The sequence below is a fragment of the Oerskovia paurometabola genome (assembly GCF_016907365.1).
Classification (GTDB): Bacteria; Actinomycetota; Actinomycetes; order Actinomycetales; family Cellulomonadaceae; genus Oerskovia; species Oerskovia paurometabola.
This window is the reverse complement of record NZ_JAFBBV010000001.1, coordinates 3,963,683-3,986,005: the sequence shown is the minus strand read 5'-3', so window position 1 is coordinate 3,986,005 and position 22,323 is coordinate 3,963,683. Positions and strand designations below refer to the sequence as shown.

General features: G+C 71.5%; 17 protein-coding genes. 10 read left to right on the top strand and 7 right to left on the bottom strand.

All coding sequences use genetic code 11. From position 1 onward, the window contains the following. Window positions 1-47 precede the first annotated feature (47 nt). Complete coding sequence (locus JOD48_RS17760; RefSeq protein WP_191789698.1) at window positions 48-1,202, bottom strand: metallophosphoesterase family protein; 1,155 nt, start codon at window positions 1,200-1,202, stop codon at window positions 48-50. Continuing rightward, the gene (locus tag JOD48_RS17755; protein WP_204809954.1) at window positions 1,199-3,277 is read right to left on the bottom strand and encodes a DUF5054 domain-containing protein; all 2,079 of its coding nucleotides are present in this window, start codon (window positions 3,275-3,277) and stop codon (window positions 1,199-1,201) included. The genes JOD48_RS17760 and JOD48_RS17755 overlap by 4 nt, the downstream gene beginning before the upstream one ends. A 259-nt stretch (window positions 3,278-3,536) precedes the next feature. Here JOD48_RS17755 and JOD48_RS17750 point away from each other — a divergent pair, with 259 nt between their 5' ends. The 4 genes from JOD48_RS17750 (at window position 3,537) to JOD48_RS17735 (ending at window position 8,731) form a co-directional block, all read left to right on the top strand. After that, entirely contained in the window at window positions 3,537-4,553 is a 1,017-nt protein-coding gene (locus JOD48_RS17750) for a carbohydrate ABC transporter permease (RefSeq protein ID WP_372440783.1), read from the top strand. Between the two features lie 134 nt (window positions 4,554-4,687). Next, complete coding sequence (locus tag JOD48_RS17745) at window positions 4,688-5,494, top strand: carbohydrate ABC transporter permease (protein WP_191789776.1); 807 nt, start codon at window positions 4,688-4,690, stop codon at window positions 5,492-5,494. A gap of 53 nt (window positions 5,495-5,547) precedes the next feature. Further along, the gene (locus JOD48_RS17740) at window positions 5,548-6,876 is read left to right on the top strand and encodes an extracellular solute-binding protein (RefSeq protein WP_191789695.1); all 1,329 of its coding nucleotides are present in this window, start codon (window positions 5,548-5,550) and stop codon (window positions 6,874-6,876) included. A 79-nt stretch (window positions 6,877-6,955) separates the two neighbouring features. Continuing rightward, window positions 6,956-8,731, top strand: a complete 1,776-nt coding sequence (locus tag JOD48_RS17735; protein ID WP_204809953.1) for a glycoside hydrolase family 35 protein — start codon at window positions 6,956-6,958, stop codon at window positions 8,729-8,731. A gap of 11 nt (window positions 8,732-8,742) precedes the next feature. On the opposite strand, the gene JOD48_RS17730 is transcribed toward JOD48_RS17735, so the two are convergent. After that, window positions 8,743-9,795 carry a LacI family DNA-binding transcriptional regulator gene (locus JOD48_RS17730; RefSeq protein WP_204809952.1) on the bottom strand — a complete coding sequence of 351 codons (1,053 nt, stop codon included), beginning with the start codon at window positions 9,793-9,795 and terminating at the stop codon, window positions 8,743-8,745. 93 nt (window positions 9,796-9,888) lie between these two features. Here JOD48_RS17730 and JOD48_RS17725 point away from each other — a divergent pair, with 93 nt between their 5' ends. From JOD48_RS17725 to JOD48_RS17705, 5 genes are all read left to right on the top strand, one after another. Next, entirely contained in the window at window positions 9,889-12,108 is a 2,220-nt protein-coding gene (locus JOD48_RS17725; RefSeq protein WP_204809951.1) for an alpha-galactosidase, read from the top strand. After that, window positions 12,105-12,950 (top strand): EamA family transporter, encoded by an 846-nt coding sequence (locus JOD48_RS17720; protein WP_307824244.1) that lies wholly within the window; start codon window positions 12,105-12,107, stop codon window positions 12,948-12,950. The genes JOD48_RS17725 and JOD48_RS17720 overlap by 4 nt, the downstream gene beginning before the upstream one ends. 216 nt (window positions 12,951-13,166) lie before the next feature. Beyond that, window positions 13,167-14,330, top strand: a complete 1,164-nt coding sequence (locus JOD48_RS17715) for an OmpA family protein (protein ID WP_204809950.1) — start codon at window positions 13,167-13,169, stop codon at window positions 14,328-14,330. After that, the gene (locus JOD48_RS17710) at window positions 14,327-14,950 is read left to right on the top strand and encodes a hypothetical protein (protein WP_204809949.1); all 624 of its coding nucleotides are present in this window, start codon (window positions 14,327-14,329) and stop codon (window positions 14,948-14,950) included. Before JOD48_RS17715 ends, JOD48_RS17710 begins: the two co-directional genes overlap by 4 nt. 54 nt (window positions 14,951-15,004) lie before the next feature. Beyond that, window positions 15,005-15,568 carry a hypothetical protein gene (locus JOD48_RS17705; protein WP_204809948.1) on the top strand — a complete coding sequence of 188 codons (564 nt, stop codon included), beginning with the start codon at window positions 15,005-15,007 and terminating at the stop codon, window positions 15,566-15,568. A 71-nt stretch (window positions 15,569-15,639) separates the two neighbouring features. On the opposite strand, the gene JOD48_RS17700 is transcribed toward JOD48_RS17705, so the two are convergent. Then, window positions 15,640-16,491: an NAD-dependent protein deacetylase gene (locus JOD48_RS17700; protein ID WP_307824243.1), complete on the bottom strand. Its 852-nt coding sequence runs from the start codon at window positions 16,489-16,491 to the stop codon at window positions 15,640-15,642. A 299-nt stretch (window positions 16,492-16,790) separates the two neighbouring features. Between JOD48_RS17700 and JOD48_RS17695 the strand changes: the two genes are divergently transcribed. Continuing rightward, on the top strand, window positions 16,791-18,503 hold the full coding sequence (locus JOD48_RS17695) for a glycosyl hydrolase family 18 protein (RefSeq protein ID WP_191789691.1): 1,713 nt from the start codon (window positions 16,791-16,793) through the stop codon (window positions 18,501-18,503). Between the two features lie 97 nt (window positions 18,504-18,600). Here JOD48_RS17695 and JOD48_RS17690 read toward each other — a convergent pair whose 3' ends face one another. From JOD48_RS17690 to JOD48_RS17680, 3 genes are read right to left on the bottom strand one after another with little or no spacing between them, the layout of a single operon-like run. Then, window positions 18,601-20,754 carry a carbohydrate-binding domain-containing protein gene (locus JOD48_RS17690; RefSeq protein WP_204809947.1) on the bottom strand — a complete coding sequence of 718 codons (2,154 nt, stop codon included), beginning with the start codon at window positions 20,752-20,754 and terminating at the stop codon, window positions 18,601-18,603. Continuing rightward, entirely contained in the window at window positions 20,754-21,611 is an 858-nt protein-coding gene (locus tag JOD48_RS17685) for a polyphosphate polymerase domain-containing protein (protein WP_204809946.1), read from the bottom strand. The genes JOD48_RS17690 and JOD48_RS17685 overlap by 1 nt, the downstream gene beginning before the upstream one ends. After that, on the bottom strand, window positions 21,608-22,246 hold the full coding sequence (locus JOD48_RS17680) for a DUF4956 domain-containing protein (RefSeq protein ID WP_204809945.1): 639 nt from the start codon (window positions 22,244-22,246) through the stop codon (window positions 21,608-21,610). Before JOD48_RS17680 ends, JOD48_RS17685 begins: the two co-directional genes overlap by 4 nt. Window positions 22,247-22,323: the final 77 nt, after the last annotated feature.

Below are 22,323 nucleotides of genomic sequence, written 5' to 3'. Positions count from 1 at the left end.
AGGGGGCCGGGTCGCACGAGCGACCCGGCCCCCTCGTCGTCTCGTCGTCAGGTGAGCGGCGGCAGACGGACCTCGTGCAGCACCGTGCCGGCGAGGTCGCGCATGGTGAGCACGAGCTCGTCGGCCGACGCCGAGCCGTCGATCCACGCGGCGGCCTCGTCGGAGGTCGTCTCGGCATCCGGCCCGCCGCTGATGAGCTGCGCGTACGGGAACTCCTCGGTCGCGGGGAGCGAGGCCTGGTAGTGCGTGTGCCCCGACACGATCACCTGGGCCCCCCACTCGACGAGCGTGTCGTGCCACGCGTCGCGGCTCCTGCGGCTGAACCAGTCGTAGCCGTCGGCGTCGTAGTCGACGACGGTCTCGTCGATCCACCGCAGCGGGATGTGGCAGAAGACCACACGGTAGGGGGCGTCCGCGATCTCGGGACGCGCCGTGACCTCACGCAGCCACCGTGCCTGCTCGGCGCGCAGCGGCTCGAACGCGACGCGGCCCTCGAACGTCGGGTGGTCGTCGGGCTTGTCCTCGCCCGTGTGCAGCACGATGCACGCGACCGGCCCGACGCGGTACGCCGTGAACGGCCGCCCCTCCGGCGTGGCGACGAAGTCCTCGAGCTGGTACGCCCACGTGCCGCGCACGTCGTGGTTGCCCACGACGATCGCGAGAGGCCGGCCGTCGCTCACGTCCAGGCCCGCAGGGTTCAGGACGGTCGTGGCGAACTCCGCCGGGTCCGTCCAGTCGTTGCAGAGGTCGCCGTTCCAGACGAGCACGTCGACCTCGGGGGTCGCCTCGTGCAGCGCCCTCAGGGTGTCGTCGCGCTGGTGGGTGTCGTTCCACACCGCGAAGCGCGCGTCCTCGGACGCACCGTCGAGCGTGCGCACCGATTTCCAGGCGCTCTCGTGCCGAGGGGACGAGGCGTCGACGGCCTCGGTGACGGTCCTGACGCGCAGGGTCGAGCCGTGCGGCAGGCCGTCGACCCGCACGCGCAGCACCCGGGCCCCCTGGGGCACCATGCCGAACGCGTCGCCCGAGACGGTGCCGCGCGAGCCGTCGGCAGCCTCCCACTCGACCCAGCCACGGGACAGCCTGCTCACCCCCCAGACGACCTCGAACCCGTCGGGGCGTGGAGCCATCACGACGGGAGGGCTCGTCACGAGCGCGCCGGTCATCTGGGTCTCATGGGTGGTCGTGGTCGTCGCGGTCATCGCGCACCCCCGAGGGTGAGCACGAACCGGAAACGCAGGTCGTCGTCGAACCACATCGTGAAGTTCGTTCCCCAGACGTTGTTGTGCAGGTTCACATGGAGGCCTTTCTCCGGATCGGGGACGGTGTTGTCGAAGCGTAGGAGCGCGGGGCGACCGACCGCGACGAGCGCCGCGTCGAGCGGGCGCAGCGAGAACGTCCGCGCCGCGGTGTGCACGACCGCGTCGACCGCGTGCAGGCTGCGGTTGCCGTTGCGCACGACCGACCGCGGGTCGACGGGCGTGCCGATCTTGGTCAGACGCCAGTCACCGGGCTCGGTGCGCGGACGGAAGCCCAGCCAGCTCGCCTCGGGGAGACGGGAGGCGTCCTTGCCGCGGAGGTCGAGGGTGACCGCGATCGGTCCCGGGGCGTCCGGGAAGCGGTAGCTCAGCCGGATGTCCCGTGGCCCTCCCCAGGTCTCGCACGCGACGTCGGGCAGTGCGAGCCGCAGGGACAGGACCGTGTCGGTCCCGTCGGACCAGCGGTCGGCGGATTCGAGGCGGGGCGCGAAGGTCGTGGCCGGGAGACGATCGGCGATCGCGAGACCGGGCTTCGACTGGTCCGGTACCGCCCAGCAGGCGTTCTCGTCGAGGTCGCGGCAGTACTCGCTCATCCAGCGGGCCTCGTCGCGCTCGTCGAACGTCTCGTAGCGGTAGGCACCGAGAGGATGCTCGGGCCCTGCCCACTGCGTGCCGTCGGCGTCGACCAGCGAGACGAGCGCGCCGTCGTCGCCGACGCGCACACGGTAGGCGCCGACCTGCAGCTCGCCGTCGAGGACGACGGCAGTCCCCGTCGTCCCTGCGCCGCTGGCAGGACGGGTCTCGGCGATCGCCGCCTCGGCCACGGCGCGGAGACCGGGGGAGAGCGCCGCGAGCGCGCGGTCGACGTGGGAACGCTGCTCGGCCCACGAGCGCTCGAACGCCGCGTACCCGAGGCCCTGAGGGCTCGGGTGCTCGGTGTGCGCCCAGGCGTACTCGTCGAACGCTGCGGGGTTCGCCTCAGGGTCGACGACGTCGGCCGCGCGGGCGCGTGCGAAGTCGGTCTTCTCGTAGTTCACGTAGTCGGGGAGGTAGGTCTTGAGGTCCTCGCCCCAGGTGTGCTCGGGCACGAGCAGCAGACCGTCGCTGAAGGCGTCGCACTCGACCGTGCCGGGCACGAGCGCGCCGGAGGCGACCCACTCGGTGCGCAGGCGCAGCAGCGCCCGCAGTCGTGCGGTCTGGACCGGGTCGCTCGCGACGCCGTGGATCCAGGAGTCGCCGATCTCCTGCTCGAGCACGGGCAGGCTGGCTCGTGCGGCGACCGCCTCCCGGCTGAACGCGTCGAGCGTCGAGGCGACCACCCGAGCACCTGGGTGCGCGGCCTGGAGGTCGGCGAACAGTGCCTCGACCTCGTCGACGGGCGGGGGGCCGAAGTTGTCTCCGGTGTGCGCGAGGTGCAGGGCGTGCGTGCCCCCGGGCACCACGGCCACGCCGAGCTCGGTCGCCCCGTAGCTCTGCGCGTAGTTGACGACCACCTCGCTGCCGTCGGGAGCGCGCCAGACGAAGAACTCGGGGACCTCGGGCACGGCCGAGGCGCCGTTCACGCCCAGGTGCAGGAAGTCGAGCCCCGCCCGGGCCAGGAAGGGCACGAGCCCGATCGTGTGACCCGGGACGTCGGTCATCTTCGCCGCCCGCGTCCGGTGGCCGAAGCGCGCGTCGAGCGAGCGTCCGATCCCGATGCCGTGCTCGACGAGGCCGGCGTCCATGAGCTCGGTGTGGGTGGTCATCGGCAGCCCGTGCCAGGTCACCTGACCGGCTCGGATCGCTCGTTCGAGGGCCGCGCGTTCCGTGGGGTCGCCGAGGCGGAGCGCCTCGTGGATCAGCCAGGAACCCGTGGTCCACACGAACCGGGCCGGGCCACCCCGGCGTTCGAGCTCCTCGGCCAGCGCGATGGCGCGCGGCAGGTACTCGTGGACGTACCGGTCGGTGACGTTCGCGGCGGTGTCGGTGAACCCCAGGTCGAGGTGTGTCTTGAAGACGACATGGACGGTGGTGATCATGAGTGCATCCAGACGGCGGTGTCGGAGGGGAGGGTGCGGTCGAGGGCTCGGCGCCGACGCGCTCGCTGGGCGAGGTGCGCCGCCGCACGCCCCAGGCCGTGGGTCTGCGGACACCCCCTCGGGCGCGGGTCCTCAGGGTCTGTCGCCAGCATTCGTTACTCCTTCGTGACGTGCGGTAGCTCCAGGCTGTTTGCGTAAACATCATCGTTGCTTATATCGTGCTGGGAACGCAAACACCCACGAAGGAGTGCGGTCGCGAATGTCGAAGAAGTCATCAGTTCACGAGGCGGGCAGCAGGCCGCGCATCGCTGTCGAGCACCCATCGGTCGAGCCGTCGGCCGGCCGGGCGCCCGCGGTCCTCGCGCGAGTCCCCGCGACGGGAACCGCGTCACCCCCTCGGCGCCGCATCCGCCGCGACTGGGCGGGCTGGTGGTTCGTCGGGCCGTTCATGCTCGTCTTCGCGCTCGTCTTCCTCGCGCCGCTGTTCTACGCGATCTACCTCAGCCTCTTCCGCGAGACGCTCATGGGCGGCAACTCCTTCGTCGGAGTGGCGAACTACGCGCAGGCCTTGGCCGACCCGAAGTTCTGGGGGGCCATGGCCAGGGTCGCGACCTTCCTCCTCGTGCAGGTCCCGATCATGCTCCTGCTGGCTCTGTTCGCGGCTCTCGCGCTCGACAGCGCGCGCCTGCGATGGGTGCCGTTCTACCGGCTGTCGATCTTCCTGCCCTACGCCGTCCCCGGGGTCGTCGCGGTCATGATCTGGGGGTACATGTACGGCTCGCAGTTCGGCCTCGTCGCCGACCTGAACCACTTCTTCGGGGTGGAGCTGCCGTCACCGCTGGCCTCGAACCTGATCCTGGTCTCGATCGGCAACATCGTGACGTGGGAGTTCGTGGGCTACAACATGCTCATCTTCTTCTCCGCGCTGAAGTCGGTGCCCCAGGAGCTCTACGAGGCCGCCGAGATCGACGGCGCCGGGACGTTCCGCACGATCTTCTCGATCAAGCTCCCGTCGATCCGGGGGGCGCTGGTCATCGCCACGGTCTTCTCGGTGATCGGCAGCTTCCAGCTCTTCAACGAGCCGTCGATCCTGCAGACCCTCGCGCCGAACTCGATCCCGTCGTACTACACGCCGAACCTCTATGCCTTCAACCTGTCGTTCGCCGGCTCGCAGTTCAACTACGCGGCAGCGATCGCCATCATCTCGGGAGTCATCACCATGGTAGTGGCCTACCTCGTCCAGCTCGGCGGCGAGAAGAAGGGGGCCGGGGCGTGAGCGCCGTCGGCACCGGACGCCGGTCGGTCCGCACGCCGAGCCGTCTCGCGAGCGGTCGCCTGCCGGGGGGCGCGGCGCGCGGCGCGCGAGCGAAGCCGCGACACAAGCGACCCTCCCTCCTGCTCGGCCTCCTCATGACGCTGATGATGCTCTACTGCCTCGTACCGCTGTGGTGGCTCGTGGTGAACTCGACGAAGACGATGGACTCGCTCTACAGCTCCTTCGCGTTCTGGTTCAGCGGCGAGTTCTCGCTCTTCCAGAACGTCGCCGACACGTTCACGTACCAGGACGGCATCTTCCTGCGCTGGCTCACGAACACGCTGTTCTATGTCGTCGTCGGCGCCGGGGGAGCAACTCTGCTCGCCACCCTCGCGGGGTACGGGCTGGCGAAGTACAAGTTCCCTGGCCGCAAGTGGGTCTTCGCGATCATCCTGGGCGCGATGGCCATCCCCGGCACGGCGCTCGCGGTCCCGCAGTTCCTGCTCTTCAGCGGACTCGGACTGACGAACACGCCCTGGTCGGTGATCATCCCGGCGATGGTGAGCGCGTTCGGCCTCTATCTCGTCTGGGTGTACGCCCGCGACGCGATCCCCGACGAGCTGCTCGAGGCGGCACGCCTCGACGGCGCCGGAGAGATCCGCATCTTCTTCGTGATCGCGTTGCGGCAGCTCGCGCCGGCACTGATCACGGTGCTCATGTTCGCGGTCGTCGCGACGTGGAACAACTACTTCCTGCCGCTCATCATGCTGAGCGACGCGCAGTGGTACCCGCTCCCGGTCGGACTGGCGCAGTGGTCGGCGCAGTCGAGCTCGATCGGGGGCCAGGCCATCCCTCATCTCGTCATCACGGGATCGCTGCTGACCGTCATCCCCATCTCGGCGGCCTTCCTCTACCTGCAGCGCTACTGGCAGTCAGGGCTGACCGCCGGGAGCGTCAAGTAGTCCGGTTCATCCGGTACCAGAGATCGAACACCAACCGCAAAGGAACTACCTCGATGAAGAGAATCTCCACTCGCCGGTGGGGGCGCCTCGGTGCCGTCGTCGGCACCGGTGCCCTGCTCGCCGGCGTGCTCGCGGGCTGCGGCAGCGGGACCGCCGGGACCGACAGCGGCTCGACCGACACGGACGCGGCGCTCAAGGAAGACGTCACGCTCACGTGGTGGACCTGGTCGGACGACACGCAGGTGATCGCGGACGGCATCTCGAAGGAGTACCCGAACGTCACGTTCGACGTCGTCAAGCTCGAGAACCCGGACGCCGTGGTCACCAAGCTGCAGAACGCGATCAAGGCGGGCAAGGGCGCGCCCGACCTCGTGCCGGTCGAGTACCAGACCCTGCCGCAGCTGACCCTCGGCAAGGCGCTCGCCGACCTGAACGGCTACGGCCTCGAGACCTACCAGGACGCGTTCACGGCCTCGACGTGGAACGCCGTGAACGTGCAGGACAAGCTCGTCGCGCTGCCCATGGACTCCGGCCCGATGGTCATGATCTACAACAAGGACATGTACGACAAGGCGGGCGTGACCGAGGCCCCGGCGACCTGGGACGAGTTCGCGGCGGCGTCGCAGGCGATCCACGCAGCGGACCCCGAGGCCTACATCGCGAACAGCGGTGACGCGGGCTTCTTCACCAGCATGATCTGGGCGTCGGGCGGGCAGCCGTTCCGGACCGACGGCGAGAACGTCACGATCGACCTGCAGGACGACGGCACGAAGAAGTTCGCGGACTTCTGGGGCGAGCGGCTCACCGCCGGAGAGCTCTCCGGCCTCTCGACCTGGTCGGACGAGTGGTCCAAGGCGCTGACCCAGGACAAGCTGGGCACGCTCTTCATGGGCTCCTGGATGATCAGCGGGATGGACGACTACGGCCCCGCGGGCAAGTGGCGCGTCGCCCCGATGCCGACGTGGGACGGCGAGCCGGCCTCCGCGGAGAACGGTGGCAGCGGCCTCGCGGTCACGGAGCAGAGTGCGAACAAGGCGGCCGCAGCGGGCGTCCTCAAGTACCTCGCCGAGGGTGACGGGCGTGCGCTGCTGAACTCGACGGGCTTCCCGTCGACCGTCGCGGACCTCGCCGACCCCGAGTTCCTCGACCACCCGTTCGAGCCGTACGCGGGCCAGCCCGCCAACCAGGTCGGTGCGGCATCTGCGGCCTCGGTCGTCGCCGACTGGCAGTACCTGCCGTACCAGGGGTACGCCAACAACGTCTTCGGCGACTCGGTCGGCAAGGCGCTCGGATCGAACGGTGACCTGAACGCAGCGCTCCTCGAGTGGCAGGACACGCTCGTCGCGTTCGGCAACGAGCAGGGCTTCAGCGTCAACAAGTAGCAGCCTCGCACCAACCCGCGGGGCAGCCGCCGTCACGGTGGCCGCCCCGCGGACCATCCCACGACCTACAGGACGATGCATGCCCAGCTTCGCCGTCGGCGAGACCGACTTCCTTCTCGACGCCGCGCCCTTCCGGATCCTCTCGGGTGCCCTGCACTACTTCCGCGTGCACCAGGACCAGTGGAGCGACCGGATCCGCAAGGCGCGTCTCATGGGACTCAACACGATCGAGACGTACGTGCCGTGGAACGAGCACGCGCCGGTACGGGGCGAGTTCCGGACCGACGGCCTGCTGGACCTGGGCCGCTTCCTCGACCTCGTGCACGCCGAGGGCATGCGCGCCATCGTGCGTCCGGGGCCGTACATCTGCGCCGAGTGGCACGACGGCGGGCTCCCCGGGTGGCTCGTCGCCGACCCGACGATCACGCTGCGTTCGAGCGATCCGGCGTACCTCGAGGCCATCGCCGAGTACCTCGAAGAGGTCTACGCGATCGTCCGGCCGCGACAGATCCAGCACGGCGGACCTGTCGTCCTCGTGCAGATCGAGAACGAGTACGGCGCGTACGGCGCCGACCGGGAGTACCTGCGGCGTCTGACGTCGATGACCCGCGACCTCGGGATCGACGTGCCGCTGACCACGGTCGACCAGCCGAGCGACGAGATGCTCGCCAACGGCAGCCTCGACGAGCTGCACCGGACCGCCTCGTTCGGTTCGCGGGCGACCGAGCGGCTCGCCACCCTGCGCCGGCACCAGCCGACGGGGCCGTTGATGTGCTCGGAGTTCTGGTGCGGTTGGTTCGACAGCTGGGGCGAGATCCACCACACGTCGTCCGCCGAGGAGTCGGCACGCGAGCTCGACGAGATGCTCGCGGCGGGGGCCTCCGTGAACGTCTACATGTTCCACGGCGGCACGAACTTCGGGTTCACGAACGGCGCCAACGACAAGGGCACCTATCGGCCCATCGTGACCTCGTACGACTACGACGCGCCGCTCGCCGAGGACGGCACCCCGACCGAGAAGTACTGGCGTCTTCGCGAGGTGATCGCGAGGTACGCGCCCGTGCCCGAGGAGCGTCCCGAGGTCCGGCGTGATGCTCCGGTGCTCGGTGTCCGCTTCGACCAGAGCGTGCCGCTGCGGTCGGTCCCGGTGATCGACGCGCAGCCCTTCGACCACCTTCCCGACGCGACCGAGCTCGGCTCGACCCGGGGCTTCACCTGCTACTCGACGACGGTCGAGCACGGGGGGCTCCTCACGTTCTCCGAGGTGCGGGACCGTGCCCAGGTCTTCCTCGACGGCGCGCTCGTCGGGACGCTCGACCGTGAGCTCCACGAGCGGATGCTGCCTCTGCCGAGCCGTGCCAGCGGCGAGCTCACCGTCCTCGTCGAGAATCTCGGCGGCGTGAACTACGGGCCACGGCTCGGCGAGGCGAAGGGCCTGATCGGTCCGGTCACCCTCGACGGCGTGGAGATCACCACCTGGGTCGCAGGGGGCGTGCATCTCGAGGATCTCGAGCCGATCCGGGACGCGCTGTCCCGCGCCGACGACGGAGGGGACGTCGTCGTCGGCGCGCCGAGCCCGGCGGTCTGCGGACCCGCGTTCGCCCGCGGTTCGTTCGTGCTGGACGAGGCCGCCGACCTCCACCTCGACCTGCGAGGTTGGGGAAAGGGCGTCCTGTGGGTGAACGGCGTCAACCTGGGCCGCTACTGGAGCCGGGGTCCGCAGCGCACCTCGTACGTGCCTGCGCCCGTGACCAGGGCCGGGGAGAACGAGGTGCTGGTCTTCGAGACGATCGGTGCCGCGTCGGCCACCGCGCAGTTCGTCGCGCGTCCCGAGCTGGGACCGACCGAGGCATGACCCTCTCGGTGCTAGGCGCGGCGCACGGGGCCGGTGCTCTCGCGGACGACGAGCCGGGTCGGGATCAGGATCTTCTGCGTCTCGCTCGGTTCGCCGTCGATGATCGAGAGCAGGAGCCTCGTCGCCTGCCGGCCCACGGCGTCGAAGTTCTGGTGCACGGTGGTGAGCGCCGGCCAGTACGATGCCGCGTCGTCGGTGTCGTCGAAGCCGACCACGCTGACGTCGGCAGGAACGCTCCAGCCGTGCTCGTGGATCGCGTGCATCGCGCCGAGCGCCATCTGGTCGTTGGCGGCGAACACCGCGGTCGGTGGCTGCGCGGAGGCGAGGAGCTCGCGCGTGAGCGCGAGCCCCGAGCTCGCCGTCCAGTCACCGACGAGGACCGGGTGGGCGGGGAGCCCGGCGTCGAACATGATCTGGCGGTAGGCCGCGGCTCGGCGCTTGGCCGAGAAGGAGGTCGAGGGGCCGGAGATGTGCACGATGTCGCGGTGCCCGAGGTCGAGCAGGTGCTGCAGCGCGATCTGGGCGCCCTGCTCCTGGTCGGTGTCGACGATCGTGTAGGGAAGGTTGGCGTCGGAGTCGACGATCACCAGGGGCAGGCCGGCCGTGAGCTTGAGCTCGTCGAGCGAGTCGATCTTGGCCGACATCACGAGGATGATGCCGTCGACGGCCTGCTCCTCGAGCCGGCTGAAGGCGCCCGCGACGTCGATCTGCGTCGGATCCTTGACCGGCAGCAGCGTGGTCGTGTACCCGGCGGCCTCGGAGGCCTCGGCGATGGCGTTGAGCGTGCGCTCGGTGCCGAGCGTGGCGAGGTTGAAGGTGACGAACCCGATGCTGCGGAACCGGCCCGACTTCAGGTTGCGTGCCGCGCTGTTGGGCCGGTATCCGAGGGCCCGCATCGACGCCTGCACCCGTTCACGGGTCGCCGGTCTGACGTTCGTCTGTCCGTTCGCGACGCGCGAGACGGTCTGCGCGGAGACACCGGCATGCTTCGCGACGTCGTTGATCGAGGCGCGGGGCCGGGCAGGAGAGTCGGCTCCGGACGGTGTGTTCGATGAGGGCCTCATGATGACGCAAACACTAGCGGATCCCGCTCGCTCCGTCCCGTGCGGTATCGAGACGGGCGCCGACCGCACCACCCACCCACGGAAAGGTCCCCGATGACCACCCAGCAACCACTCCTCGGCCTGATCCTGCGCTCCGGTGGAGTCATGCTCGCGCTGGACCTCGCAGACGGCGCCCTGCCCTCGATCGTGCACTGGGGTGCAGACCCCGGGCCGCTCGACGAAGAAGGCTTCGACGCGCTGCGGCGGACCGCGGTCCTGCCCGTCGGTGCGAGCGAGGTCGACGTCCCGGTGCGGATCGCGATCCTGCCGGAGCACGCGCGCGGTTGGATGGGCACCCCAGGAGTCAGCGGGTCCCGGGCGGGCACGGCCTGGTCGCCGCTCTGGCGCACAACGTCCGCGCTGCTCGACGGGCGCGAGCTGCTCGCACCGACGGCTCCTCGTCTCGTCGAGCAGGGGAGTGGTGCGCTCGTCGTGAACGCCGTCGACGACGCCGCCGAGCTGAGACTGACCCTCACCGTCGAGCTGTCGGTCGCGGGGGTCGCGCGCCTGCGCGCCGAGGTCGAGAACACGGGGGACAGCCCCTACCAGCTCGACCAGGTCCTGCTCAGCATGCCCACCCCGCCCGTGGCGAGCGAGATCCTCGACCTGGCCGGTCGGTGGGGCGGCGAACGTGCACCGCAACGCAGCACGGTGACGGTCGGGACCCATCGTCGAGAAGGTCGACGCGGTCGTACCGGGCTCGACGCGGCGACCGTGCTCTCGGTCGGCACGCCCGGGTTCGGCTTCGGTCACGGTGAGGTCTGGGGGGTGCACACCGGGTGGTCCGGCAACCACGTCCACCAGGTCGAGCGGGTCCTGAGCGGCGAACAGCTGATCGGTGGCGGCGAGCTGCTGCTGCCCGGAGAGGTGCGCCTCGCCCGGGGGGAGCGGTACACGAGCCCGTGGGTCTACGGCATCTACGGAGCCGGCCTGGACGACGCCGCGCGGCGCATGCACCGGCACCTGCGCGCCCGCCCGCAGCACCCTCGCACGCCCCGCCCCGTCACGCTCAACGTGTGGGAGGCCGTCTACTTCGACCACGACGTCGACACCCTGCGAGACCTCGCCGATCGTGCGGCAGAGCTCGGCGTCGAGCGATTCGTGCTCGACGACGGCTGGTTCGGAGGCCGGCGCAACGACCGTGCCGGTCTGGGCGACTGGTTCGTCTCGCCGGACGTCTGGCCCGAGGGGCTGCACCCGCTCGTCGATCACGTGCGAGGACTGGGCCTGCAGTTCGGGCTGTGGTTCGAGCCCGAGATGATCAACGTCGACTCCGAGCTCGCACGCGCACACCCGGAGTGGATCATGGCGACGGGCGGACGCCTGCCCGTCGAGTCACGCCACCAGCAGGTCCTCGACCTCGGGATCCCCGAGTGCTACGCCCACGTCCGTGACGCCATGTGCGCGATCCTCGACGAGTACGACATCGCGTACATCAAGTGGGACCACAACCGCGACCTGGTCGACGCGGGATCGGGACCCGACGGCCGCCCTGGCGTGCACGAGCAGACGCTCGCCTTCTACCGGCTCGTCGATGAGCTGAGGTCGCGCTACCCGGGTCTCGAGATCGAGTCGTGCTCCTCGGGGGGCGGCCGGGTCGACCTCGGTGTCCTCGAACGCACCGACCGCGTCTGGGCGTCCGACGACAACGACCCCCTCGAGCGCCAGCAGATCAACCGGTGGACGGGTCAGCTCGTGCCGCCCGAGATGATCGGGGCGCACGTCGCGTCGGGCGCCTCGCACACGACCGGGAGGGTCCAGTCCCTGTCGTTCCGCGCGATCACCGCCCTGTTCGGGCATCTCGGCGTGGAGTGGGACCTGCGAGCGGCGAGCGCCGCGGAACGTGCCGAGCTCGCCGGGTGGATCGCCTTCTACAAGGAGCACCGTGCGCTGCTGCACGGTGGTGAGGTCGTGCGCCTCGACCACCCGGACACCTCGCTCACCCTCCACGGCGTCGTGGCCCCGGACGGGTCGGAGGCGGTGTACGCGTACGTGTCCCTCACGCGTGCCGCGGTGGCGAGCCCAGGACGTGTCCGGCTCCCCGGGCTCGAGCGTGGCGGGACCTACCGCGTCGAGCCCGTTCTCGTCGGCGGCCTCCCCGACGGTGCCGACCCGGCGCCGTGGTGGGCGGGCGGGGCGGTCACGCTGAGCGGGGCGGTCCTCGCCACGGTCGGCGTGGTCATGCCCGCGCTCCGGCCCGAGCAGGCCGTCCTGATCCGCGCGCGGCGCGTCGCCGACGCTGCCGGTGAAGACACGCCGGGGTCGGCAGGGTGACCGGGTCCGTCGTCCTCGTGGTCCTCGGGGCCGCGCTGCTGCACGGCACCTGGAACGCGATCGCCAAGGCCATCCCCGCCCGACTGGTCTCCTCGACCTTGATCGCGCTCGTGTACCTCGTCGTCGGAGGGATCGGCTGCCTGGTCCTGCCGCTCCCCGAGTCGTCCGCGTGGCCCTACCTGCTGGTGTCGGCCGCCGTCCAGACGCTCTACCTGCTGCTGCTCACGGCGGCGTACGCGACGTCGGACTTCGGTAGCGCGTACCCCCTCACCCGCGGAATCGCCGTGCTCGGCGTCACCCTCGTCTCGACGCTGTTCCTCGGGGAGCGGATGACGGCGGCGCAGCTCGGCGGGGTCGCGGTGGTCGCGCTGGCGCTGCTCACGCTGGCCTGGGCGCCGAAGGGGCGCGCGAGCACGACGGGCACGCTCATCTCGGTCGTGGTCGGCGTCACCATCACGGCGTACTCGGTGCTCGACGGCGTCGGGGTACGCCTCTCGGGGGAGCCGCTCAGCTATGCGGCGTGGCTGTTCCTGCTCCAGGGGGTCTCGATCCCCGTCGTCTGCCTGGTGCTGGCCAGGGACAAGCGCGAGTTCGCCCGGGGACTGCGCGCGCACGCCCCGATGGGTGCGCTCGGTGGCGTCCTCTCGCTCGCGGCCTACACGATCGTCGTCTGGGCGCAGTCGATCGCGCCGCTCGCGGTCGTCTCGGCGCTGCGTGAGACAGGCGTCCTCGCCGCCGGTGCGATCGGCTACCTCGTGTTCCGCGAACCGTTGAGCGTGCGGCGCGTCACGGCGACGATCTGCGCCGTCGCGGGGATCGTGGCGATCCGTCTCGGGGCGTGAGTGCGGCGCAGCCAGGGCGTGCGAACGGACTACTCCGTGACACGGTGCTTCGTCGTCCGGCGCCCGCTCTTATGCTCGCGGTCGCGGTGATCACCGAGGCCGTACGAGCTCCCTGCCCCGGCGGCGCCACGGTGGCCGCCGGGGTCTTCGAGCAGCAGGTGATCCCCGTGCAGCTGGAGAGAGCACGAGGCTCGACGAGTCAGGGGAGGCGCCGCCATGAGAGCTGTTCGTCACGAGAGGCTGGTCACGGTGGTGGCCGTCTCGTTGATCGCCGGAGGGCAGGTCTCGGCGGCCGCCTCGACGGACGCGGCCGCCTCGACGGACGCGGCCGCCTCGACGGACGCGGCCGCCTCGACGGACGCGGCCGACGCCGCGGGCGGGGAGCTCGACCTCACGCAGGGTGCGGTGCTCGTCGACGGCGTCGAGGTCCCGATGTACGGGACCTTCGCGTACCCGTCCTTCGGCCTGGGCGGCGACCCTGTGGTCCGGGGGATCGTGCACGGCGCCTACCGGGTGGACGGCGCGACGGCGCTGTACTACTCGCTCACCGAGAAGACCCAGGGCATCGGGTTCGGCGAGACGGACGCGTTCCCGTCAGACCTCCAGGAGCCGTCGGTCTACGACTACAACATGGCCTCGGCCGTCGAGCTGCTCGACGTCGCCGACCTGCAGGGATACCGGCCGCTGGTCGTCGACGGGCGTGCGCTGACCTCCTCGACGGGGGACTTCGCAGCGGAGCCGGGGGAGCTCGCCGTGGCGTTCGCGCTGTTTCCCGAGCTCCCGGAGGGGACGGCGACCGTGGACGTGCGGATCGGCAGGGACGTCGTCGCCGACGTCCCCGTGGAGGAAGGGGCCCTGACCCCGGTCGCCGAGGAGCCGGCGGTGCTGCTGGGCCAGGGCTGGCCCCGGCTCCCGAGTCCCGACCAGGTCGCGGCGGCCCCCGTCGAGGCGAGCACCTTCAGGCTGTCCCAGCGAACCGCCGACGTCGAGGAGGTCGCGCAGACCGAGGAGACGGTCGAGCAGGTCGCCGTGACGCTCGACGCCAACGTGGTCTTCGACAAGGCGTCGGCGGTGCTGTCACCCGGAGCGCGGTCGAGGCTCGCCGAGGTCGCTGCGGACGTCGCGGCCCGCGGGACCGGGAACGTGGTCGTCACCGGGCACACCGACTCCGACGGCAGCGATGCCGACAACCGGGTGCTCTCCGAGGAGCGGGCCGCGTCCGTGCTGGCGGTGCTCGAGCCGGCGGTCGGGGACGACGTCACGCTCGAGTCGGTGGGCAAGGGCGAGTCCGAGCCCGTCGCGAGCAACGACTCGGCCGAGGGGCAGCAGGCGAACCGGCGCGTCACGATCGTCTACTCGGTGCAGGAGGCGAAGCGATGAGCGCCCGGGCCCGCGGGACCGTGCCGGCCGGTCTGCTGGTTGCTCTGCTGCTGGGCGGGTGCTCGGGCGGCCCCGAGACGGCCGAACCGTCGGGGAGGCCCTCGCAGACGCCCGATGCCGCGCCGGAGGTCTCCGCCCAGGAGATCGCCCGCGCACTGACGGCGGCCGAGGCGGCTGCCGTGGTGGGGACGACGAGCGGGGACGTCCCCGTGGAGGGCGACCGGACCCGCCCCGTCGTCGCCGAGGTGTACTCCGTCGTGGCGTACCCCGACAGGACGGTCGTGCACTTTGCGCTCGCCTCGGGTGACGGCGAGGAGGTCGATCTGCTCCCGTCCTCGCTGTCGGTCGAGCCGGGAAGCTGGCAGTATCTCGAAGGGCTCGCGATCATCGACCCCGAGTCCCGGCAGAGACTCCTGAGCTATCGCGACGCGGACGGGCAAGGATCGATCGGCGAGAGCGTCTTTCAGACGTGCTCCCTGCGGCCCAAGACGCTCACGGTCGAGAAGGTCCCGCAGACCTGCGTCCTCTCGGCGCTCGATCCGGAGACCGAGTCGGTCACCTTCGAGATCCCCCACCTCCCCGCGATCGAGGACGTGCCCGTCACCCGGCACGGGAAGTGAGAGAACGAACATGACGGTGCGGTCGAGGGACAACGACACGGCAGGGGCGGGCTGATGCCCTCGGCGCGCGTCCGGCCGAGGCTCGTCGGCTACCTCGTGGTGGCCGCGCTGGGAGTCGTGGGCGTCTGCCTGGTGCTGGACCGGGGGCCCGGTACCGCGCCGGCTCCGGTGTCGACCGAGGCGCCGCTCCCGGTCGTGTCGGTCGAGGAGGGGCAGACGGTGGGCGACGACGTCGTGGTGCTCGGGCCCGACGGCGCCACGTACGGCCCACCGTCGGTCAGGTGGGACTCCTCTGCGGTGGTCCGCGTGGGGCTGGCCGTCACCGTGCCGGCGAGCGAGGGCATCGTCGAGGTCCAGGCGCCGGAGGTCGTGCTGGTGCGTGCCGGCCGGGAGATTACCCCGGGCCCCGCTGTCGAGCCCGGCACGGAGGACCGGGGGACGCGACTGCGTGGCGGCGGTGCCGCAGGCTTCACGTGGCACTTCGACGCGGAGGACGGTGGTGCGGCGATCGAGCCCGGCGACCTCGTGACCGTGCGCGTTCGCACCCCGGACGGCCTCGCGTACGACGTCGAGGGCATCGAGGTGGGACGGCCGTCAGGACGAGGCTTGTCCCGGTAGACCCGGACCTGGGTTCGCTCGTCGGCACACCGCAGCCGCACCTCACCCGCACGGCGGCCGTGCGGCACCGCTCAGAGCCTGTCCGCGAGCTCCTCGAGCGTCTCGGAGACACCGGCCTCGAGCTTGATCGTGGCGAGCGGGTCTCCCCGGGTCGCGCCGCGGTTGACGATGACGACGGGCTTGTCGGTCTTCACGGCGTGCTTGACGAACCGGAGCCCGCTCAGGACGGTCAGCGACGAGCCGGCGACGAGCAGCGCGTCGGCGGCGTCGACCATGGCGTAGGCCCGCTCGACCCGCTCGCGTGGCACGTTCTCGCCGAAGTACACGATCTCCGGCTTGAGCATGCCGCCGCAGAACTCGCACGCGGCGGGCACGAAGTGGGCGGTCGACTCGATCACGGCGTCGGCGTCGGGTGCGGTCTCGACGTCGTCGAGGTCGCCGATGCTGTCGAGGAAGTGCGGGTTGAGCTCGGTGAGCCGGTCGGCCAGGTGCTCGCGCGAGATGACGCGTGCGCAGGACAGGCAGATCACGCGGTCGTAGCGGCCGTGGAGGTCGATGACGTTGCGAGAGCCCGCGTCCTCGTGGAGCAGGTCGACGTTCTGCGTGATGATCCCTTCGAGGACGCCGCGCTCCTCGAGCCGGACCAGGGCCTTGTGCCCGGCGTTGGGGTGCGTGCGGTGCACGCGCTGCCAGCCCACGTGGTTGCGCGCCCAGTAGTGGCGGCGGAACGCCTCGTCCCCGACGAACTGCTGGTAGGTCATGGGGTTGCGGGGCGGGGAGTCGGGCCCGCGGTAGTCGGGGATGCCGGAGTCGGTCGAGATGCCCGCGCCCGTCAGCGCGGTGAGCCGCTTGCCGCGCAGCAGGTGGACGACGTCGTCGATCGTGGGGCTGGTCGCTGGGGTCGCGGGGGTCTGCGGGGGCACGATCCGAGCGTACGACGGCCGCGGGAGGGGTTCCACAAGGAACGGTGTGAGGTGCGGCGTCCCGGGCAGGAGGTGGCGTGGGAGGCGTCACGGGAGCTCGCGACGAGCCGGAGCGGACACCCGACAAACCGGGGAAAAGCACCGAGTAGGACGCCCGTCCAGGGGGCAAATCGGGGCGTTCGACCCAACACGCCCTCGTATTGGTTAAGACCCTTGGCAAAGGGTTCTTTCGGGTCTACTGTGCGAGGCGTCCGAACAAAGTTCCGGGCGTGCCCGGAGGAGAGCAACGAGGCCCTCACATGCAAGACACACCCAGACGCCGGCTCGCGCCGGTGGCGATCGCCGCAGCCGCGGTGCTCGCCGCTTCCGTCGTGGTGGCACCGGCAACCCAGGCCGCCGCGACCCAGTCCGTCGCTTCTGCCAAGCCCGCCACCACCTCGTCGTCCGCAGGCCCTGACGACATCAACGGCTACCGCAGCGTCGGCTACTTCATGGCCGACGGCCCGATCACGCGCGACTTCCACGTCGCGAACCTCGTGTCGACCGGGGCGATCAAGGACCTGACCCACCTCAACTACGCGTTCGGCAACGTCACGACCGACCTCGTGTGCGACATCAACCAGGTGCCCGGAGAGGGCGACGCGCAGAACGACTTCCTGCGCCTCGTCCCGGCCAAGCAGTCCGTGGACGGCAAGGCCGACAAGGCGGGCCAGGCGCTCGCGGGCAACTTCAACCAGCTCCGCAAGCTCAAGGCCGTCAGCCCCGACACCAAGATCCTCGTGTCGCTCGGCGGCTGGACCTGGTCGGACAACTTCTCCGAGGCCGCGTCCACGGCCGAGGGGCGGACGAAGCTCGTGAGCTCGTGTCTCGACATCTACATCCGGGGCAACCTGCCGCAGATCGGCGACAAGGGGGGCCCGGGAGCTGCGGCCGGCATCTTCGACGGCATCGACATCGACTGGGAGTGGCCGGTCACCGGGGGCGAGACGGCGAACGCCCGCCCCGAGGACAAGGAGAACTTCCTGCTCCTCATGGAGGAGTTCCGCACCTCGCTCGACGCGCTGGGCGCCCAGAACGGTCAGGACTACCTGCTGACGGGCTTCGCTCCCGCGGGTGGTTGGAACGCCGGCCAGGGCGGATGGCTCGACCCGCGGCTCTTCGCGGTCGTCGACTTCCTCAACGTCCAGGGCTACGACTTCCACGGCGGCTGGGTCCCCAACAAGACGGGCCACCAGGGCAACCTGCACCCGGACGGCACCGAGAACTGGGGCCTGGGCCTCGACGGCGCCATGGGCATGTACGTCAACGCGGGCGCGGACCCGCAGCAGCTCAACGCGGGCCTCGCGGCCTACGGCCACGGCTGGTACGGCGTCGCGGACGGCAGCGCGGGCTGGAAGCCTGCCGCGGGCTACATCGGCACCAAGACGTACGCCGAGCTGCGCACGGTCGGCAAGGCGTACTTCGACCCGACGATCGGCGCCTCGTGGCGCTACGACGGCGACCAGTGGTGGAGCTACGACGACAAGGCGTCCGTGAACGCGAAGGCCGAGTGGCTCGCGGTCCAGGGCTACGGCGGCGCCATGTGGTGGGACCTCACGGGCGACTACAAGAACGAGCTCGGTTCGACCCTCGGTGCGACGCTGCGCGCGTCGACCCCCGGCCCGCAGGTCGGCGCGCAGTGCGCCGCCCCCTGGTACGGCTCGGGCGTCTACACGTCGGGTGACGTCGTCTCGCACGACGGCGCCGAGTACAAGGCCAAGTGGTGGACGCGTGGCACGGCCCCGGCCGCGACCTCGGGCAGCCCGTGGCAGAAGATCGGTCCGTGCGGCACGGCCCCCGTGGTCGAGGTCGTCAAGTGCGCCCCGGCGTTCTCGCTCGAGGCCACGTACTCGGGCGGCGCGGTCGTCTCGCGTGCGGGCGTGAACCACACGGCCCAGTGGTGGACCCGTGGCGAGGTGCCCGGGAGCGACGTCTGGGGTGCGTGGGACGCCGGTCGGCCCTGCTCGGCCTGATCTGCGTGAAGGTCCCGGGTCGGTCCGGGACGGCCAGGGGCGCCGCACCGTCGGGTGCGGCGCCCCTGGCGCGTAAGGCCTCAGCTGCCCGACGGCGTCACGCGCCGCTCGTGGTCGTCGCGCCCGAGGAGTCGCTCGAGCCGGTCGAGCCACCGGTGCCGGGCCTGCGGCCGCCGCCCGTGCCGCCCGTGCCGCCGCCCGCGAACTCGCCCGCGACGGCCGTCGCCGCCTGCGTCGCGCCGTCGGTGGTGCCGTCGGACGAGAGCCCGGCGTCGTCCGGGGTGCCGAGGGTGCCACCGGTCTGGACGACGTAGGTGGCGCCCGTCTCGATCTCGGAGGACGAGTAGACGACGTTCTGCGTGTCCTTGGTGACCTCGTAGGACACGAGGGGCGTGCCGTCCTCGGCGAGGACGTGGACCACGGTCCCGGCTGCGGCGCTCTGGTCGAGGTTCGCGGCGACCCAGCCTTGCGACGAGTCGGTGTCGGGGGCCACGGCCATGCCCGAGCTGCCCGCGGCGAGCAGCGTGCCGCCCGAGATCGTGAACGTGCCGTTGACGTCGAGCGCACCGTTCCCCGCGTTCGTCGGCCCCTGGACCACGGTGGTCCCGCCCGTGATCTCGAGCGAGCCGTTGCTGTCCAGGCCGTCGCCGCCCGCGTCGACCACGAGCGTCCCGCCCGAGATCGTGAGCGAGTAGTCGCCCGCGGCCTCGCCTCCGGGTGCGCCACCGTCCGGACCGCCGGCCTGCCCACCGGGGGCTGCGCCGTCGGGCATCTCGCCCGCGGGCATGGTGGGCATCTCGCCGGACGGCATCTCGCCGTCGGGCATGGCGGGGGGCGCGCCGGCCGTGCCGTCGCCGGGGACCGTGCCGTCGGGCGGGGTGGGGCGCTCGCCGTCGGCCGGGGGAGTGACGTCACCCGGCGCCTGGCCGTCCTGCGGGGCAGGGCCCTCCTGCGCCGTCTCGGTGCCTGTGGTGTCGGTGCTCGTCCCGCCCGCGGCGTTCACGCCGTCGTCGGACGCGGTGATGTGGACGTCGCCGCCCGCGAGCGTGATCGTGGCGCCTTCGAGGCCCTCGACCGACTCGCTGACCGTGAGCGTGCCGGCCGTGATCGTGAGGTCGCCGTCGGCGTGGACGCCGTCGTCGCCCGAGGCGAGCGTGACGTCCCCGCCCGAGACCGACACGGCGCCGTTCGAGTGCAGGCCGTCGTCCGCGGCGGCGACGTCCACGGTCGCGCTGCCGCCGACCACGACCCCGACGTCGCCCTTGATGCCCTTGGCCGAGGCGTCCTCGGCGACCTCCGTGCCGGGCCCGCCCGCCGCGGCGATCGTCACGGTCGCGTCCGCGACGATCGCGTCGGTCTCGGCCTGGATGCCGTCGTCGCCCGACGTGACGTCGAGCGTCCCGCCGAGGACCGCGACGTAGCCCATGGTCTCGTCGTCGGAGTTCGTGGACTTGAGGCCGTCGGCCGCCGCTGTCACGGTGACCGACGCGTCGTCGGTCACGACCAGGTAGTCCTTGCCGCGGACGCCGTCGTCGCCCGCGTCGACCGTGAGGTCGCCCCCGGTGATCACCAGGCCGTCCTTGCTCGCGATCCCGTCGGTCGCGGCGCTGACCACGTCGAGGGAACCGGTGCCGCCGATCGTGAGGTCGGCCGAGGAGAACAGGGCTGCGTCGGGCTCGTCGGTGCTGCCGTCAGTCTCGGTGTCATGGTCGGAGTCGACCGTCGTCTTGGCCGCCTCGAGGTGGTTCGTCGAGCCGTCGGCCAGGACCACGACCGCGGTCGCGGCGTCCTCGACGACCAGCGCCGAGGTCGTCGAGGAGGTGATGCTCGCGCCGTCGAGAACGAGCCGCACCACGCCGTCGCCCGACGACGCCACGACGAGCCGCCCGTCGGTCAGGTCCCCCGTGACGCGGTAGGTGCCGGCCTGGGTGATCGTGACGGTCGAGCCGTCCACGCTCACGCCGTCACCGTCGGCCTGGGCCGAGTCGCCGTCGAGCGTGACCGCGACCTCCTCGGACTCGTCCCACGAGAGGTCCTCGTCGTCGGCCCCCGAGGAGTGCGGGTCGGCGTTCGCGGCCATGGCCTCCTCGGGGGTCAGGCCCGCGACGGCGGTCGAGGCCGTGGTGGCAGAGGCCGCGTCGCTCGTGGTGGTGCTCGTGCCGGTGTCCGCCGAGCAGCCGACGAGCGCGGCGGCCGTGAGCGTGGCGGTCAGGACTGCGGTCGTGGCGGTGGTGGGTCTACGGAGTCGCATCAGGTGCTCCTGTCGGGAGTGGTGGTCAGGGAGGGTTCGACCCAGCGGCGGACGACACGTCGCCACGGGGTGCTCGGCAGGTCGGGGCGCAGGACCGCCAGACCCGTGCCGTACTTGGAGATGCGCTGCGGCCGGTGGCCGCTGCGCCAGAGCAGGTGGTCGAGGCACGACGGCGTCGACCCGGTCTTGGTCTCGACGACCACGAGGTCGGGGACCGCCGCGACGCGGCCCGCGGGCGTGCCCTCGTCGAGCAGCCACGTCAGGCCCGTGTCGAGCGTCGCGCGGGCCGCAGGCGCACCGGGTCTCGTCCCGGGAAGGAGCAGCGTCGAGCGCCGGTACCTGGTCACGAGCCCCGCCGCGAGCGGCAGTTCGGCCCCCTCGGGGATCGCTGCGCCGTCGAGCGTCGCCGACACGAAGCCCCGGCCCTCGCCCAGCTCGCAGCGGCCCGCGAGGTCGTGCGCCACGCGGTCCTTGACGGTCGAGCCGCGCGCGGCCCGCGTCTTGACCTCGAGCCACGCCTCGCCCGAGTCCAGGTAGGTCCGGGTGCGGACCTTGAACCGCCGCCGACGGCGGTGCGCGGCCAGGTGGAAGCTCGTCAGGTCCGGGGTGTCGAAGTACACCGACTCGTAGGAGAACTCCCGACGGCCGTCGACGTCGAGCACCCGCACGCCCGGCTCGCGCTCGGCCAGGTCGGCCAGGACCTCCCGTGCCTGCGCACGGCGCAGGACGTACTTGCGGTCGATCCGGGTCTGGAGCGACGCCGAGGCGACGAGCTCGTCGAGCGACACGGGGCAGAACCCCGCGAGAGGCGCGACGAGGGTGTCGGGCGCGGCGCCGTCGGGCAGGAGCGTGGTCATGCCGACACCCGGGCGGCGGGCCCGGCCGGGGCGGTGAGGGCCGCGGCGACGTCGGTCGCGCTGCTCGCCGCGACGCCGCCGCCCGGGGCGACCTCGAAACGGACGTCGACCAGGGTCGTGTCGTTCACGAGGTCGAGGCGCTGGACCGACGCCGAGTGCACGTGCGCCCCCAGGAGCTGCTCGAGGTAGGCCACGAGGCCGGCCTCGTCGGGGAAGGCGCGGTCGAGCAGGACGACCTGGCTGCGGTGGCGCCGCAGCAGCCGCGGGTGGTCCGCGACCGCCATGACCACGAGGATCAGGGCGCTGCCCGCGACGCCGAGCCAGCCCGCGGTCGCGCCGAGGCCACCCAGGAGGCCCAGTGCGAGGGCCGCGAAGTAGTACGCGACCTCGTGCTGGCTCAGCTCGGTCGACCGCAGCCGGATGATCGACAGGACGCCGAAGAGGCCCAGGCCCAGGCCCGCGCCGACCGTGCTGCTCGCGAGCGTCGCCGCGACCGCCAGCACGCCCACGTTCACGCCCAGGTAGGCCACGACTAGATCACGGCGCCGATGGCGCGGGAAGTAGAGGCCGAACGTCAGGACGAGCACGGCGACCAGGTCGACGAGGTACAGCGCGAGCTGTGGGGGCTGGGTCACGGGTGACCTCCAGGTGACGGGGAAGTGAACTCCTCCATGGAGCCGCCCGAACCTGTGAGATCGCTATGACACGGGGT